We start from the raw sequence: 15,092 nt of genomic DNA on the forward strand, positions 1-15,092 counted from the left end.
ATCTTGTATTCCATGATATTCCTGATTCCTCTTAAGTTTTGCTATAAAGCGTTTCTTCTCAAAAAGAATTCAACGAGCTAAAAAGAAAATGAAAGGCTGTATACAGAATCTGCTTGTTTAATGTGGATGGCGACTAATTTGGAAGCGAAAATATTTATTTGTTGAAAGCTAGAATACTCCGGTGAATATTAACCTCCAAGCCTTGTTACCGCACCACAACTAACAGTACAATAATTCCGAGCCAAAACAGCCAGCTTACTGGGTGACCGAAATTTAATCCCCAGCCGACTCCGAGCCTTTTCTTGACGATTAGGTTTGGATCTTTGCGATTGAAATAAATCATACCTAATCGCCATTTATCATCATCATGGACAGGTCTGACATTGGAGTGATCGGCAGATCGCTCCAAGCGGCTTTCGCCCTGACCAGCCCAGAACGTTAAGGCGAAGGCGTATAGGATGATAAGGGCTATTATGATTAGGATAATAGGGATAGAGAAATTCATATTAAGCAGAGATATCATGTTTAGTTGCACGACGGAAAACAGGATAACTATTAAGAAGCTTGCTGTAATCATAAAATATGACCAAGTACGGCGGTAAGTTACGTCTTGTCTGATGGATCGATTAGGATCAGTGGGTTGAACCTGCTGCTTCACTCTGCGAATACTCCAATTCTCAAATATGAACAAAAGTGTGATCAACACTTGCATTATCGTAGGCATAAATACAGTACTATAAGATTTAGCTGCATAGCCGTCTACGTTCCAACTACTGTTGTAATGGATCGGAATCTGATCAGGAATCAGATCGTAGTTGCGTAGCACAGTTACAATACTAACAACAATAATTAAAACATGTATGAGGAACCAAATACTAGACAAGCCAATGTTTCTTTTCCGAAATCCAGTGTCCACTGCCATGATCGATGGTTCCGGAGCAACAGGCAGCATAGGTAGTAAACTTTTCATTTTGAAACGATAGCTTATGTTTATGACTAGGGAGATTACGATCATGGCGAGTGAATAAGTGACAGTGATCCAACTTTGTTGCTTGGAATGTTCATCACCGTACATTAGACAGATGATACAAACAATGAATAGGATGGTATGCAAGGTAGCACTAATCCAAGCATATGACTTCCGCATCTGGCGCAGAGGCTCACTTTGGAATTGTACAGCGCTGACGGTGACCCCAAAACTAATCGTCTCTCTTGATAAATAAGGCATGCTTACCATGAGTACAATGGCAGGTACAAATACAAAGATCATTACTATAACAGGCATTATCGTCATATCATTCGCCTCCTCTTATACATAAGTGTGTATTTGAAAACTCTATAACCCTTATAGCATAGGCGATTCATCACTATGCCTTTTTGCGTATGATTATCCTATTAACTTAGGATAGGTAATCAACTTGAACATAAATTTAATTATAAACGATTTTAATGACTATAAGGGTTGGATTAACAATTTATCCAGATATTTTTGCTACGCAGAGCTACTCATCTGACAACTGAATTGTGGCAAGTACATCTATTTGAATCAACTGTTGCTTTATTAACGCTTTCAGTATTTTTGTAGATTGCTTAACTCCTTAATAACTACTACCATGAAAGTATTGAAAGTAATAGATAGTAATAAGGAGTGTTAATGAATAATGAAAGTCGGCATTTATCACGGTCAAAATAGTGTGGGGATAGAAGAGCGTCCAATACCTCAAGTTGGAGCAAAAGATGCGTTGATTCGTATTTTAGCGGGTGGAATTTGTGGTACAGATATTAATATAGTGAAAGCAGGCTCTGAAATGGGTATTCGTTTCAACTCAGAGTTTGGACATGAAATGTTTGGTGAAATCGCCCTGTTAGGTTCTGATGCGGAAAGCGATTTGAAAGTTGGCATGCGTGTAGGTGTGAATCCAATTACTGCAAAACGTGCAGGTCGCCGTTATTCGTTGGAGGTAGGAGCCTTTTCACAATATGTCTTAATTGAAGATGCAGCACTAAATTATAATCTTTATGAATTTGATGATTCCGTTTCGGCAACAGAGGCTGTATTAATGGAACCCATAAGCGTAGGCTTCCATGGCGCTTTTAGCGTACTGCCCAAACTAGGTGAAAAAATCGTAGTTCTAGGTGCGGGTCCTATTGGCTTATCTGCAGCTGCAGGATTAATTGGTGAAGGCATTAAAGATGTTTGCGTAGTGGATATTGACAACTGGCGTTTGGATAAAGCAAAAGAATTAGGCGCATTAACAGTTAATACGTCGACTGAAACATTAGCAGAGGGTTTAATCAAACACTTCGGCGAAGTGAACGTATACGGCGTTAGTGTACCTAATGTAGATGCTTTTGTGGACGCAGCGGGCGCTCCAATATTATTTGAACAAGTGATGCAGATTGTAAAGCCACAAGCAAGAATTGCAATCATTGCCGTTTATAAAAATGAAGTACCTATAAGCCTTGCTCAAGTGATGAGTAAAGAAGTTAACATAGTTGGAGCTAGTGGATACACACATGAAGATATTGTAAAGGTAATTGAACATATTAACGACAAGAAAACGAATATCTCTACTATGGTGACACAGACTTATAAATTAGAGGATATTCAAGCCGCCTTCGATAAAGCGATTGCAGCAAAAGAAACGATCAAGGTTATTGTAGATCTTACTTAACCATCAGTTAATGATATTGGAGTTCATTTGAGTGTAAAACTCAGGTGAACTCTTTTTATTTTAGAAAATAAAGACTTTATATAAAATTTAATTCTAATTGAACATGGCATATTACTGGAGTGTGGTCGTAATTATACTGAGTATAGAAGTTAAATTAGAAAAAAACGTGGAGGTATGATGGAAATTAATCTTGTTCCAGTAACGTTTGAAGATAAAGAGGCATTGACTAATCTTTATCAATTCTACAATTCAAATGGAAAATAATAAACCTGCCATAGCTTTCTGGCGAAAAGTGCTTAAGGATTATACAAAAGATAACTACACAGAACGTTATTTAAGTGATCGCCATAAATACATCCAAGCATTCGATGGGAAGGAGTGAATGAAATGAAGATCACCGTAACATTAACTGACAGCACAACGAAGTTTATGATTAACAATCTCTACCCACTATACTTACACGATCTATCAGAGATATGGGGGAACCTTCCTAATCAATACGGGGTATACGAGGATAATGAAACACAGACGCTGAATGAACAGAACAAAGTCTTCGACATATGGTGGGAGAAGCCGGGGATTTTATATCCTTATTTAATAAAAGAGGATGGTATTCCTGCTGGCTTTGCATTAGTTGCCACACCACCTCATACATCACCAGGTTGTGAATTTTATTTAAACGAATTCTTTATCCTGCGCCCCTTCCGAGGTACGGGAATCGCTGAACGTGCGGCTAAGGAGGTATTTAATCTTCATATTGGAAAATGGGAGCTACAAACCAATCCCACAGCTACAAATAGGAGAGCCCAGCATTTTTGGAGAAAGACACTAAAAAAATATACTGGTAATAGCTTTCAAGAAGAATGTAAGAAGTCTTTTGATGATGAATTAAAGATGATTTTTAATTTTTGTAATGGATAAAGCTAATCAAATCGAAGCGAGGGAATTATTTCTTCTATTGACTTATAGTGGATCAGGGCATACAATAATAAAAATTACATATCAAAACAAATGCTTTGATGGAGAAAAGTAGTTCAATACCTCTTTACAGGGAGGAAACGCCGGAGATTGAGAGCGTTTCTAGAGAAAAGGGTTGATCGAAGTTCACTCCGGAGCAGTCCCTTGAAACCATTGTTGGCAAGTAGAGGTGTACCGGTTTTAACCGTTAAATATTTAAGTGAGAACATTTCTGTTTTTTGTACAGAATAGTTCTAATTTAGGGTGGTACCGCGGCTCCTCGTCCCTTATTGGACGAGGGGTCTTTTTGTTTCCATTTAGAAAAAATATTTGTATCCCTGCAAGGCTCGGTAGCTCAGTCGGTAGAGCATAGGACTGAAAATCCTAGTGTCGGCGGTTCGATCCCGTCCCGAGCCATCTTAACTTTAATAGTAAGGCTCGGTAGCTCAGTCGGTAGAGCATAGGACTGAAAATCCTAGTGTCGGCGGTTCGACCCCGTCCCGAGCCATCTCAACTTTAATAGCAAGGCTCGGTAGCTCAGTCGGTAGAGCATAGGACTGAAAATCCTAGTGTCGGCGGTTCGATCCCGTCCCGAGCCATCTCAACTTTAATAGCAAGGCTCGGTAGCTCAGTCGGTAGAGCATAGGACTGAAAATCCTAGTGTCGGCGGTTCGATCCCGTCCCGAGCCATCTCAACTTTAATAGCAAGGCTCGGTAGCTCAGTCGGTAGAGCATAGGACTGAAAATCCTAGTGTCGGCGGTTCGACCCCGTCCCGAGCCATCTCAACTTTAATAGCAAGGCTCGGTAGCTCAGTCGGTAGAGCATAGGACTGAAAATCCTAGTGTCGGCGGTTCGACCCCGTCCCGAGCCATCTTAACTTTAATAGTAAGCTTTCTATAAAAACAGCCTGTCCGACCATGATGGTTAGACAGGTTGTTTGTTATTTCATCTTAATTTGAACAGTTTGAGGAGTAGATTAATTATGAAATATGTAAATGCAGATACAATCTTCCCTAAAGAGTTACTACAAGAAATACAGAAATATATAAACGGTGGTATGGTCTACGTTTCAAAGCCTGAAGAATTACATATAAAATGGGGCGAGAAGTCAGGGAGTAGAAAATATTTGAAATCAAGAAATATTGAGATCTGCCTGAGGTTTGCTGCTGGTGCAACCGTCGACCAGCTCTCAGGTGAATACTGTCTTTCTAAGGATAGTATTAAGAAAATCGTTTATAGTAAAAAATAGCAGGTCAACCGTAGTGGTTGACCTGCTATTACATTTATTCGAAGGATTAACTCGCAAATATATGCTTACCAATTTTTAAGTTCTGAGGACGAGTCCAGATCCATGCACTAGTAGCTGTATCAGGATTGAAATAATAGATTGAATGGTTTGTTGGGTCCCAACCTCGGACAGCATCAAGAGCAGCTAAATAGGCGGTCCGGTTTGGAGTAAGCCAGTATTGACCGTCAGATACGGCTGTAAATGCGCCTTTTTGAAATACAACGTCTTTAATATTGTCTGGGAATTGACTTGATTGTATGCGATTCATAACTACAGCGCCAACTGCGACTTGACCTTTATAAGGCTCACCGCGGGATTCACTGTAAATGACTTTCGCCAGAATATCCATTTCCTCAATATTAAGCGTATATTTTTTAAGAGAATTCCAAGTTTTTGAACCAGTAACTCCATCGGCATTTAATCCGTAGGCCTTTTGAAATTTAGCAACGGCAGCCTTCGTTTGTGATCCATATACACCATCTAAAGGCTGAGTATAGAAATCCAGAGTTTTTAACCGATACTGAAGATCCCACACATCTCCAGAAGAATTCCCTACGGTTAATACCGGAGCAGCACTAGCCGTACCGATCGTAGCCATGCTTACCAGACCCAAAAGAAGCAACAAAGTGAATATTTTAGTCTTCATTGTAGTAGCCTCCTTTCAGAAAACATTATAAATAACCTTCAATAACTGAGACAACACTCATTTATTGGTAATCTAATAATCACTTTATATTTTTAAAAATACTTCATTCGGTTTGTGATCTTATGAAATGGGTAAATGAATAATCAGAGGCACATCAACTTCGGAGGTTTTATATATGAAAAAGCAAATATTTCTATTCATAATCGCAGCTGCACTTACTCTAAGCGCATGTGGTAATGACAATAGCTATGGCAATAAAATGTCTTCAAACGATAGAAAAATGGAACATACCGCACACTCTAGTTCAAGTGAAGTACCCGATAATTTGAAAGTGGCAGAGCATCCTGCTTTTGAAATAGGAAGTAAAGCGATTATCCAAACGGATCATATGGAAGGTATGAAAGGGGCAACAGCAACGATAGTTGGAGCTTATGATACTACAGCCTATATGATTTCTTATAGACCTACAACAGGTGGAATGCCAGTTACAAACCACAAGTGGATTATTCATGAAGAAATCAAAAAAGCAGCCGACAAACCCTATGAATCCGGCTCAGAAGTTGTAATGGAAGCTGACCATATGAAAGATATGAAAGGTGCAACCGCTCAAATTAACGCGGCTGAACACACTACGGTATATATGATTGATTACACACCGACTACGGGTGGAGATAAAGTGAAAAATCATAAATGGGTAACGGAAGACGAGCTTTCAGCTAAAAAGTAACCAAAATAAATTTAAGTCCATAAGTAATGAAAAAAATAAGGTAGGAACAGTCATAGACTTTGTTAAAGGTCTAGGCTGCTCCTACCTTTTTGATTGTTCTTTTATGGGTAGTGAAGTGTTAAAATATCTTTATAAAACACAACTTTGTAAAACATTCCATTTAAATGGTATTTTCTTTAGAAGGTAGGAGGGTGATTAAATGCCTAACTGGCAGGTGAAATTCGATGAAGAGATGCTTAAGCAAGCTGCACAACAGATTCAAGTAGATTGGACAACGATAAAGTATATTGGTGGGTTTGAAAATGTTGTTTATAGCTTTCCAAAAGATGCTCATGAATTTATTTTACGTGTAACTCATCATTCTCATCAGGAGCAGGAGATGGTTATCTCTGAACTTGACTTTATGGATCATCTTGCAAAGCATGGAGTGCAACTGGCTCCCCCCATTCCCTTTCAGGATGGTAGTTTGGTACAAACGCTAGTCAAAGATGGGGAAAGATTTATGATCTGTGTAATGGAGAAAGCTCCTGGTGGTCATGTTAATGCTTCCGATCCCTATTGGGGAACAAATCTTTTTGAGCAATGGGGTGAGGTAACAGGAAGAATGCATGCTTTAGCTCTGCAATACGAGCGTCCGGAGAGTGTTCTGGCAAGACCACATCAGGGTAAGCTAGAGTTTGACTTTGCTAACTTTGGTATTGTTGAACAGCAGCTTTTTGAAAAGTTGCTTCAAATAAATGATCACATTAACCAGTTGCCGCGGCATCGAGAAGGTTATGGACTATGTCACCGTGATTTGCATCCGGGTAATTTTTTCGTGCATGAGGGGCAGATCACCGTGTTTGACTTTGATGATTGCGGATACGACTATATGGTGCATGATATTGCCATTGCCGTTTATTATTCGACTATCTTTGGGGATTGGAGCAAACTGGAAGTAGAGCAGAGTAGAACTTCTGGTCTTGCGGCAGCCATGTTGAAGTCCTTTATGAAGGGGTATAATCGAGAGTATGCGCTCGACAATAAGTGGCTAGAAGAGCTCCCGCTCTTTATTGAGAAGCGTCGACTGGAATTAGTGCTATTGTTATTTCAAGAGTTTTCGGAGTCACAACGTGAGGAGAATAGAGTGTGGCTTGCCCGCAATATCCACGATGCTTTAAATGACAAAGCTTGTTTAGAGCTTTAATGACGGAGGTAACCGATATGACACCTCCAAAGTATATTTCGAAGCTTGGAAGTGGGCTTTTTCTCCATAGAACAAGCAATGAATATGCTCACATGGAAAAACCTCAGACTGCGGCTAGAGTATTGTCTAAATGATGCTGTCCAGCCTTTTTACGTAGAGTTTCAGGGTACAGAAGTAGAAGAAATTTTATTTAAATTAGAAAATCAGCAAACTTTTTAGAGGTCCCCCTGCGTCCTAGCTAATGAGTGTCATCGGAAGGCACTTATAAATAGAGATGGAGGATGACGAGATATGAACAAAACAACAAAAAATCTATTTAAAATGAGTGCAGTTGGATGTGCGGCAATTATGGGGGTGAGCTTAGCTTCCTTACCGGTTCATGTGATGGCATCCACATCAGTAGCAGCTAGTGTTTCTTCAATGGTGCAATCTACGACCCCAGCGCTTACTGGCGTTAAGATCCAAGAAAAAGTTCTTAGCACAACAAGTAAATATCTATTTGCTGATATTAAAGTGCCACAACTAACAGGCATGCTGGACAAGCAATACCAAGATGAGCTGAATGATATTATTTTGTCTCATGCTGAAAAGGATTTGGCACAATGGGAGCATGACGCCGCTGAAATGGGTAAAAAAGCACAAGCAGATAATAAAGACTACCATCCCTACACTCTTAATATCGCTTATGAACTGAAGTCAGATGGAACAGGTAATCCAGCAGGTGTTATTTCCTTGACGGTTATTACTGAAGGCTCTGAAGGTGGAACCAGCATGCCGCGGATTGATACTTATAATGTGAGAAATGTAGCTGAGGCACAACTGGTTACTCTTTCAGATCTGCTCGGTGCTAACTACAAAGAGAAGCTCGATGCAGATATTCTTGCGGAGATTAAAAAAGATACTGACAAGTATTTTTTGGAAGAGTACAAAGGAACTTCAGTCGAGCAGTCATTTTATATCGATAAAGGTGAATTAGTGGTTGTCTTCCCTAAATATAGTATTGCACCTGGATATGTAGGATCACCAGAGTTTCGTTTCAGCTTGAATAGTAATTCCACGGACGCAGCTAAGCTTGATTTGAAAAAAATCCCCAATTTCACTAACAAGCAAGGTGTGCTGATGCTATCATTACGTGATTTAGCCAATCAATTAAACTTTCAATTGAAGTGGAATCAATCTACCAAAACATCTGAGTTAATGAAGGGAGCACAGTGGACGAGTGTTTCTATTAACAAAGATTCTTATTTTATAGCAAAAATGGCTCCTAAAGCATTAGGCACTGCTCCAGTGCTTCAAGACAATAAAACGTATGTCCCTGTCCAATTTGTAACAGATATTCTACAGATTGAAGTGCAGGGTATTTAATAGAAAAGATATCTGGCAGATTTCTCTGCCAGATATCTTTTTTAATTAATAACATTTTCACTTGTTTACAGAACTTTTCATGCGTTTACAGCGTCTTACTAATGGAACGATAAATCGACGGTAAGGACTGAAACATAATGAAAGACAACACGAAGCTTTTCAGAAATAATATGAGGAGCCAGTCTTCTATACAATCTGTAGGCGGCAGGCGTTATGTGCCAGGAATTGATGGTCTGAGGGCTTTATCAGTACTCGCTGTAATCGCATATCATTTGAATCTGAAATGGGCTGAGGGTGGACTTCTCGGCGTTGGAATATTTTTTGTTATCTCAGGATATCTCATAACTGACCAAATCATTACCCAGTGGGAGCGGCACCGAAGACTGAACCTTTTAGACTTTTGGGTTCGTAGGGCGCGGAGGCTGTTGCCTGCGATGGTCGTCATGCTTTTTGTGGTTGCCATATGGCTTTTAATTATAGAACCATCAAGATTGTTTGGGCTCAAGGGTGACTTTATGTCTTCCTTATTTTACTTCAACAACTGGTGGCTAATATTTCATAATATGTCCTATTTTGAAAGCTTTGGCCCACCATCTCCGATCGGACATTTATGGTCGCTTTCTATTGAAGGGCAGTTTTATATTCTATGGCCAATAGCTCTCATCCTCGTGATGAAAATCGCTCGTCGGCGAGGTAAGCTTATTGCATGGATTATGGCTTGCGCTGCAGTCTCGGCCTTAGCGATGGCATTGATCTACGTACCGGGCACAGACCCAAGTAGAGTGTATTATGGAACGGATACTCGCGTATTTGCGCTTCTCATTGGAGCAGCACTTGCAGTTGCTTGGCCAAGTCAGAAACTTAATGATAAGGTCTCAGAACCGGCTCGGCGTATGCTTGATATTGTTGGGGGATTAGGACTCATACTATTGTTAGTCCTTTTTAATCAGGTTAATGAGTTTGATGATTTGCTTTACCGTGGTGGGTTTCTAGTGATTTCTTTGATTGCTGCAGTAGTTATTGCTGTACTCGCTCATCCTGCTAGCCGCCTGGGATCGATCGTAGGCTGTAAACCTTTGCGTTGGATCGGGTTGCGATCATATAGCTTGTACATATGGCATTTTCCAGTTATTATCCTTAGCAGTCCGAATGTGAGTACTGAAGAAAGCGGCATACTTCGTATTATCATTCAGGTAGGAGTAAGTTTTCTTCTAGCAGCATTATCATATAAGTATGTAGAGGAGCCTATTCGTCGAGGTTCACTTAAGGAAACTTGGAAGAACATCAGTGTAAAACGACGGGGTGGTCTTCGTCCAGGCTTCTTAATGGCTATTATTGCTGTGATTCTTATCCCTATTGCATGTAAAGGCTATTTGTTAAATGCTGGATCGGATACGTCTGCGATCGAATCGGCAGATATGCAGTATGAACAACAACAGCTGCAACAGCAAGAACAACAACTGCAACAGCAAGAACAACAAGATTCGGGAATAAAGGATGATCCCAAAGATCGCAAAGCGATAGACAAGAGTGAAACTGATAAACCATCCTTACCAGCCATGACAACAGCTACATCCGAACCTGAAGTGAACAAACCTGATCCTAAAGTGGGAACTATTAATAAAGAAGTGTCTAAGCCTGAATCAGATGTGAACAAAACTGTTCCCGAAGAAAAAAAACCTGTGGCTGTGAAGAGTCAAGCTGGGAATGACGTTACGGCCATTGGAGATTCTGTCATTTTGGACGTAGCACCATACCTCTCAAAGAAAGTACCTGGTATTGTCATCGAGGGCGAAATTGGTCGTCAGATGGCGAAAGCTCAGGAGGTAGTGGATCAGCTTAAAGCTCAAGGCCGGTTAGGTAAAAAGGTGATCATTGAGCTGGGGACTAACGGATCTTTTAGTTCAAAGCAGTTACGTAATCTCCTGGATTCACTAAGTGATGCTGAGCAGATTCTTTTGGTCAATACACGTGTCCCAAGGAAGTGGGAAAATAATGTGAATCACAACATTTCAAAAGTTTCCAGTGAATATAGTAATACGACCGTAGTAGACTGGTACTCTGCTAGTGAAGGGAAAGACGATTATTTCTACGAAGATGGCGTGCATCTGAAGCCTGAGGGTTCTAAGTATTACGCCTCACTTCTCGCGAAAGCTTTGGATAGTGAATAAAAATAATTAATTCTCCAAACTTTTTGAACTCGCTAAACGTCTTACACCTATTACAACACTAGATAACAAACAGAGAAGGATAATCTACAATGTTGAAGTTGAATAGGAAAACCGAAAAAATACTAACCAATTGTATCATCGAAAACAAAGAGAATGTCTACAGACTCGCCTACAGCTATGTCAAAAACAAAGAGGATGCTCTTGATATTGTTCAGGATTCCATTTATAAAGCGATGGATAATCTTGAGTTGTTGAAGAATCCTGATGCCGTGAAAAGCTGGTTTTACCGTATTGTCGTGAATACTTCGCTAGACTTTCTGCGCAGAAATAAAAAGGTCCAGACGATGGAGCCAGAGATGATAGATGTCTATTGTCCTGGTGCAGAGGATGTTTACTCGGATATAGATTTGAAAAGAACCCTTGAAGATCTGCCGGCGAAATACCGAAGCGTGATCGTATTGAGATACTTTGAAGATATGAAGATTAGTGAAGTGGCGGAAGTTCTAAACGAGAACAACAATACGATAAAAACAAGACTGTATCAGGCACTTCAGTTATTGCGGGTGAAACTGAAGGATGAAGCCTCAAAGGAGATTATGTAAGATGGTAGACCATTTAAAAGATTTACATAAGGAATATAGCGAGGTTCCTATTCCAGAACAATTAGATTTAATAGTGAATCGCTCTCTGAAGCAATCACTTAAAGAAAGAAGAAAAAAACGGTTGAAATATAAATGGTTTGCCAGTGTGAGTGTTGCTGCTATTGTCTTTTTGATTGCGATTAACACTAGTATAACCGTGGCGAGTGCATTATCTGCCATTCCAGGTGTCGATCGACTCATTAAAGTGCTAACCATTAAAGAATATATAGTAGCGGAGGATAACTACGATGCCAATATCAAAGTTCCTGCCGTTACGAATATGGAGAACAAGGATCTCGAGCTTGGATTAAACCAGAAGTATTTGAGCGAAAATAAGGCACTCTACGAAAAGTTCCAATCTGAGATTGAACAGTTGAAGAAGCAGGGCGGAGGTCATTTGGGTCTGGACACGAATTATGAAGTCAAAACAGACAATGATCGTATTTTCTCCATTGGAAGATATGTTGTAGAAACGTCAGGTTCTTCTTCTGAGGAAGTTGCTTTTGATACGATAGACAAAGTGAACCAAATCCTTATTACATTACCAATGTTATTTAAGGATGAGCAATACATTGAGCGGATTAGCCAAAATATTAAAGAGCAGATGATTGCACAAATGAAGGCTGACCCCGATATTGTGTATTGGATCCCGGAGAACGGGGATGAAGTGTCAACTGATATGTTTACTTCTATTTCAAAAGATCAGAGCTTCTATATCAATGATGATGGCAAGCTTGTGATTGTGTTTAATAAATATGATATAGCTCCAGGTTCTATGGGTTCTGTTGAATTCGTGATCCCAACTGAAGTCATAGCAGGGGATCTGGTAAGTCAGAAGTATATTCAGTAATAATAAAAGACCGGCTGGAGAGTTCTCTCTTTGCCGGTCTTTATTCAAATATAAGAAAGTATAAGTGTACACTATAATTTATCCTTATATTTCTCGCTTAAACACTACTGTCCTTATAAGGACGCCGAAGCCGTTTATGCTTGCTCGTAAACGAATGATTATTGAAGAGCTAATTCATTCCTAGTCGTAGATAAAATGCTCCACCACAGCCACAGTCTTCGTTATGTCTGGATTAGAATTATCGACCACCTTCACATTGGAACTTGGAAGCGGCCACTTCACACTACGGTTTCCAAATGCTTTACGAAATTCATCCCAATGCTGGAACTTCCATTCATCTAATGGCGATTGTCTATCTAGAATCCGCTTCCGGTACAATTCCTCATCAGCTAGTTCGACCAAAACAACTTTGACCTCAACATCTTGCAGAGAACGTCCGATATGAGATAACTCACTGCAGATCCAGTCAGGATTGGCAGCTTCTTTGGTAAATGGTCCAACTACAAATGCATCTACATTTAGGCTAATATTGTCTAGTGCGGCGTCCATCGTAATCCGGTAGCCTAAATCACGGCATAATCTTTTGTAGTCGGCGGAGTCTCTGTCTGCCGGGTCCAATCCGTGAAAGGTCATGATGGCATCAGCCGCTGGTCTTAAGAGGATATCCATATCAAAGAAGGGTACTTTACGCCGGGAAGCGATCGCTTTAGCTAATGTCGTTTTGCCTGCCCCAGCTGGCCCTAAAAAAAATACAAGTTTGTTCATCATTGTCTCTCCTTAGAACCTCAATTCAACTCCATAATGTATCTCTGCATACTATCATATAAAAGATAGTGAGCCATCGCCACTGCAATATCTCCATCACACAGATAGGAACAGACTACCTGAGATATTTCGTATTATAGGCCGAAATATGATATTTTTTTGCTTCTCCATTGAGTTTTTGTGTAATCCTGCTTATAATATAGCGAGAAAAATAAGAAAAAGGTGTCCATAAATGAGCATATTAAATGTAGAAGGATTAAGTCATGGTTTTGGAGATCGTGCGATCTTCAAGGATGTTTCATTCCGTCTTCTAAAAGGCGAGCATATCGGATTATTCGGCGCTAACGGCGAAGGTAAATCCACTTTTATGAATATTGTTACAGGAAAGCTGCAACCGGATGAAGGTAAAGTTGAATGGTCCAAGCGGGTGCGTGTTGGCTACCTCGATCAGCATGCAGTGTTGACCAAAGGCATGACCATTCAAGATGTACTCAGAGGCGCTTTTCAATACCTCTTTGATCTTGAGCAAGAGATGAATGATATGTACGGTAGAATGGGTGACGTGTCGCCTGAAGAGTTGGAAAAGCTGCTTGAAGAAGTTGGTACGATCCAAGATACGCTTACAAATCAAGATTTCTACATGATCGATGCGAAGATACAAGAAACCGCGCGCGGTCTAGGAATCACAGATATTGGTTTGGATCGTGACGTAGCTGATCTTAGTGGTGGTCAGCGTACCAAAATCTTGCTTGCGAAGCTGTTGCTTGAAAAACCAGATATTTTGCTCCTAGATGAGCCTACGAACTATCTGGATGAGCAGCATATTGAATGGCTGAGACGTTATCTTCAAGAGTATGATAATGCATTTATTCTGATTTCACATGATATGCCATTCTTGAACAGCGTTATCAACCTGATCTACCATATGGAAAATCAAAAGCTGACCCGTTATGTGGGTGATTATGAGCAATTTCAACAGGTCTACGAAATGAGAAAACAACAGCTTGAATCTGCTTATAACCGCCAGAAACAAGAAATTGCAGAGCTGAAAGACTTCGTTGCGCGTAACAAAGCCAGCGTGGCTACTCGTAACATGGCAATGTCCAGACAGAAAAAGCTCGACAAGATGGAGATCATCGAGATTGCAAAAGAGAAGCCAAAACCACAGTTTAACTTTAAAGAAGGTAAAACTGCGGGCAAGATGATTTTCGAAGCTAAAGAATTGGTTATCGGATATGACACCCCGTTGTCCAGACCGCTTAATTTATTAATGGAGCGTGGACAAAAGATTGCGTTGGTCGGTGCGAACGGGATTGGTAAAACCACCTTGCTACGCAGCATCTTAGGCGAAATCCAAGCAATATCCGGTTCCGTAGAACGTGGATACCATCAGGAGATTGGTTATTTTGAGCAAGAGATGAAGGAAGGTAATTACAAGACTTGTATCGAGGAAATTTGGGATACATTCCCATCCCTGTCACAATTCGAAGTACGTGCTGCCCTTGCCAAATGTGGACTGACCACGAAACATATCGAAAGTAAGATTGCTGTTCTAAGTGGTGGAGAAAAAGCTAAAGTGCGTCTATGTAAACTCATTAACAGTGAGACCAACATTCTCGTATTGGATGAGCCGACGAACCACTTGGATATCGATGCCAAAGATGAACTGAAACGTGCGCTGAAAGCATATAAGGGAACCATTCTCATGATCTCTCACGAACCGGATTTTTATCAAGACATTGTGACGGATATCTGGAATTGCGAAGACTGGACAACAAAAGTATTCTAATAAGACAATTCTTTATTGAACAAGCCTATGA

Annotated in this window: 13 protein-coding genes, 6 tRNA genes and 1 other annotated feature; of the genes, 16 read left to right on the forward strand and 3 right to left on the reverse strand. The window is 40.3% G+C overall.

The genetic code is table 11. From position 1 onward, the window contains the following. Positions 1-205: 205 nt before the first annotated feature. Positions 206-1,294 (reverse strand): DUF1648 domain-containing protein, encoded by a 1,089-nt coding sequence (locus tag ACN6KS_RS14110; RefSeq protein WP_440962263.1) that lies wholly within the window; start codon positions 1,292-1,294, stop codon positions 206-208. A gap of 367 nt (positions 1,295-1,661) precedes the next feature. On the opposite strand from ACN6KS_RS14110, the gene ACN6KS_RS14115 reads away from it, so the two are divergent. From ACN6KS_RS14115 to ACN6KS_RS14155, 9 genes are all read left to right on the forward strand, one after another. Next, positions 1,662-2,675, forward strand: a complete 1,014-nt coding sequence (locus tag ACN6KS_RS14115; RefSeq protein WP_440962264.1) for a zinc-dependent alcohol dehydrogenase — start codon at positions 1,662-1,664, stop codon at positions 2,673-2,675. Positions 2,676-3,062: 387 nt separating this feature from the next. Then, on the forward strand, positions 3,063-3,596 hold the full coding sequence (locus ACN6KS_RS14120; RefSeq protein WP_094868669.1) for a GNAT family N-acetyltransferase: 534 nt from the start codon (positions 3,063-3,065) through the stop codon (positions 3,594-3,596). Between the two features lie 86 nt (positions 3,597-3,682). Further along, positions 3,683-3,923 (forward strand) — a binding site (T-box leader). 53 nt (positions 3,924-3,976) lie between these two features. Next, positions 3,977-4,049 (forward strand) — tRNA-Phe (locus ACN6KS_RS14125). An 18-nt stretch (positions 4,050-4,067) separates the two neighbouring features. Further along, positions 4,068-4,140: transfer RNA gene (locus tag ACN6KS_RS14130), tRNA-Phe, on the forward strand. Positions 4,141-4,158: 18 nt separating this feature from the next. Further along, positions 4,159-4,231: transfer RNA gene (locus ACN6KS_RS14135), tRNA-Phe, on the forward strand. Between the two features lie 18 nt (positions 4,232-4,249). Then, positions 4,250-4,322, forward strand: a tRNA-Phe gene (locus ACN6KS_RS14140). Positions 4,323-4,340: 18 nt separating this feature from the next. Continuing rightward, a tRNA-Phe gene (locus tag ACN6KS_RS14145) sits at positions 4,341-4,413 on the forward strand. A gap of 18 nt (positions 4,414-4,431) precedes the next feature. Beyond that, a tRNA-Phe gene (locus ACN6KS_RS14150) sits at positions 4,432-4,504 on the forward strand. A gap of 111 nt (positions 4,505-4,615) precedes the next feature. Then, positions 4,616-4,882 carry a CD3324 family protein gene (locus ACN6KS_RS14155; protein ID WP_341134706.1) on the forward strand — a complete coding sequence of 89 codons (267 nt, stop codon included), beginning with the start codon at positions 4,616-4,618 and terminating at the stop codon, positions 4,880-4,882. A 46-nt stretch (positions 4,883-4,928) separates the two neighbouring features. Here ACN6KS_RS14155 and sleB read toward each other — a convergent pair whose 3' ends face one another. After that, positions 4,929-5,567 (reverse strand): spore cortex-lytic enzyme, encoded by a 639-nt coding sequence (gene sleB, locus ACN6KS_RS14160; protein ID WP_094868671.1) that lies wholly within the window; start codon positions 5,565-5,567, stop codon positions 4,929-4,931. A gap of 175 nt (positions 5,568-5,742) precedes the next feature. Between sleB and ACN6KS_RS14165 the strand changes: the two genes are divergently transcribed. From ACN6KS_RS14165 to ACN6KS_RS14190, 6 genes are all read left to right on the forward strand, one after another. Beyond that, complete coding sequence (locus ACN6KS_RS14165) at positions 5,743-6,294, forward strand: YdhK family protein (RefSeq protein WP_094868672.1); 552 nt, start codon at positions 5,743-5,745, stop codon at positions 6,292-6,294. 199 nt (positions 6,295-6,493) lie between these two features. Then, on the forward strand, positions 6,494-7,480 hold the full coding sequence (locus tag ACN6KS_RS14170; RefSeq protein WP_094868673.1) for a phosphotransferase enzyme family protein: 987 nt from the start codon (positions 6,494-6,496) through the stop codon (positions 7,478-7,480). Positions 7,481-7,771: 291 nt separating this feature from the next. Then, on the forward strand, positions 7,772-8,845 hold the full coding sequence (locus ACN6KS_RS14175; protein WP_440962265.1) for a stalk domain-containing protein: 1,074 nt from the start codon (positions 7,772-7,774) through the stop codon (positions 8,843-8,845). Positions 8,846-8,982: 137 nt separating this feature from the next. Next, a complete protein-coding gene (locus ACN6KS_RS14180) occupies positions 8,983-11,016 on the forward strand; it encodes an acyltransferase family protein (RefSeq protein ID WP_440962266.1) in 2,034 nt (677 codons plus the stop codon). Between the two features lie 89 nt (positions 11,017-11,105). Further along, positions 11,106-11,618, forward strand: a complete 513-nt coding sequence (locus ACN6KS_RS14185) for an RNA polymerase sigma factor (protein WP_094874874.1) — start codon at positions 11,106-11,108, stop codon at positions 11,616-11,618. A gap of 1 nt (position 11,619) precedes the next feature. Next, on the forward strand, positions 11,620-12,507 hold the full coding sequence (locus tag ACN6KS_RS14190) for an RsiV family protein (RefSeq protein ID WP_094868676.1): 888 nt from the start codon (positions 11,620-11,622) through the stop codon (positions 12,505-12,507). A gap of 180 nt (positions 12,508-12,687) precedes the next feature. On the opposite strand, the gene ACN6KS_RS14195 is transcribed toward ACN6KS_RS14190, so the two are convergent. Next, the gene (locus ACN6KS_RS14195) at positions 12,688-13,272 is read right to left on the reverse strand and encodes an AAA family ATPase (protein ID WP_341134708.1); all 585 of its coding nucleotides are present in this window, start codon (positions 13,270-13,272) and stop codon (positions 12,688-12,690) included. Positions 13,273-13,504: 232 nt separating this feature from the next. Between ACN6KS_RS14195 and ACN6KS_RS14200 the strand changes: the two genes are divergently transcribed. Next, positions 13,505-15,061, forward strand: coding sequence for an ABC-F family ATP-binding cassette domain-containing protein (locus ACN6KS_RS14200; RefSeq protein WP_440962267.1), 1,557 nt, complete (start codon positions 13,505-13,507; stop codon positions 15,059-15,061). Positions 15,062-15,092: the final 31 nt, after the last annotated feature.

It is taken from the genome of Paenibacillus nitricinens, from assembly GCF_052056485.1.
Lineage (GTDB): Bacteria > Bacillota > Bacilli > Paenibacillales > Paenibacillaceae > Paenibacillus_AQ > Paenibacillus_AQ nitricinens.

Bases quoted from the DNA above. Each gene is read 5' to 3' on its own strand.
- ACN6KS_RS14110 (WP_440962263.1), bottom strand. From the start codon at position 1,294: ATGACGATAATGCCTGTTATAGTAATGATCTTTGTATTTGTACCTGCC.
- ACN6KS_RS14115 (WP_440962264.1), top strand. From the start codon at position 1,662: ATGAAAGTCGGCATTTATCACGGTCAAAATAGTGTGGGGATAGAAGAG.
- ACN6KS_RS14120 (WP_094868669.1), top strand. From the start codon at position 3,063: ATGAAGATCACCGTAACATTAACTGACAGCACAACGAAGTTTATGATT.
- ACN6KS_RS14155 (WP_341134706.1), top strand. From the start codon at position 4,616: ATGAAATATGTAAATGCAGATACAATCTTCCCTAAAGAGTTACTACAA.
- sleB (WP_094868671.1), bottom strand. From the start codon at position 5,567: ATGAAGACTAAAATATTCACTTTGTTGCTTCTTTTGGGTCTGGTAAGC.
- ACN6KS_RS14165 (WP_094868672.1), top strand. From the start codon at position 5,743: ATGAAAAAGCAAATATTTCTATTCATAATCGCAGCTGCACTTACTCTA.
- ACN6KS_RS14170 (WP_094868673.1), top strand. From the start codon at position 6,494: ATGCCTAACTGGCAGGTGAAATTCGATGAAGAGATGCTTAAGCAAGCT.
- ACN6KS_RS14175 (WP_440962265.1), top strand. From the start codon at position 7,772: ATGAACAAAACAACAAAAAATCTATTTAAAATGAGTGCAGTTGGATGT.
- ACN6KS_RS14180 (WP_440962266.1), top strand. From the start codon at position 8,983: ATGAAAGACAACACGAAGCTTTTCAGAAATAATATGAGGAGCCAGTCT.
- ACN6KS_RS14185 (WP_094874874.1), top strand. From the start codon at position 11,106: ATGTTGAAGTTGAATAGGAAAACCGAAAAAATACTAACCAATTGTATC.
- ACN6KS_RS14190 (WP_094868676.1), top strand. From the start codon at position 11,620: ATGGTAGACCATTTAAAAGATTTACATAAGGAATATAGCGAGGTTCCT.
- ACN6KS_RS14195 (WP_341134708.1), bottom strand. From the start codon at position 13,272: ATGAACAAACTTGTATTTTTTTTAGGGCCAGCTGGGGCAGGCAAAACG.
- ACN6KS_RS14200 (WP_440962267.1), top strand. From the start codon at position 13,505: ATGAGCATATTAAATGTAGAAGGATTAAGTCATGGTTTTGGAGATCGT.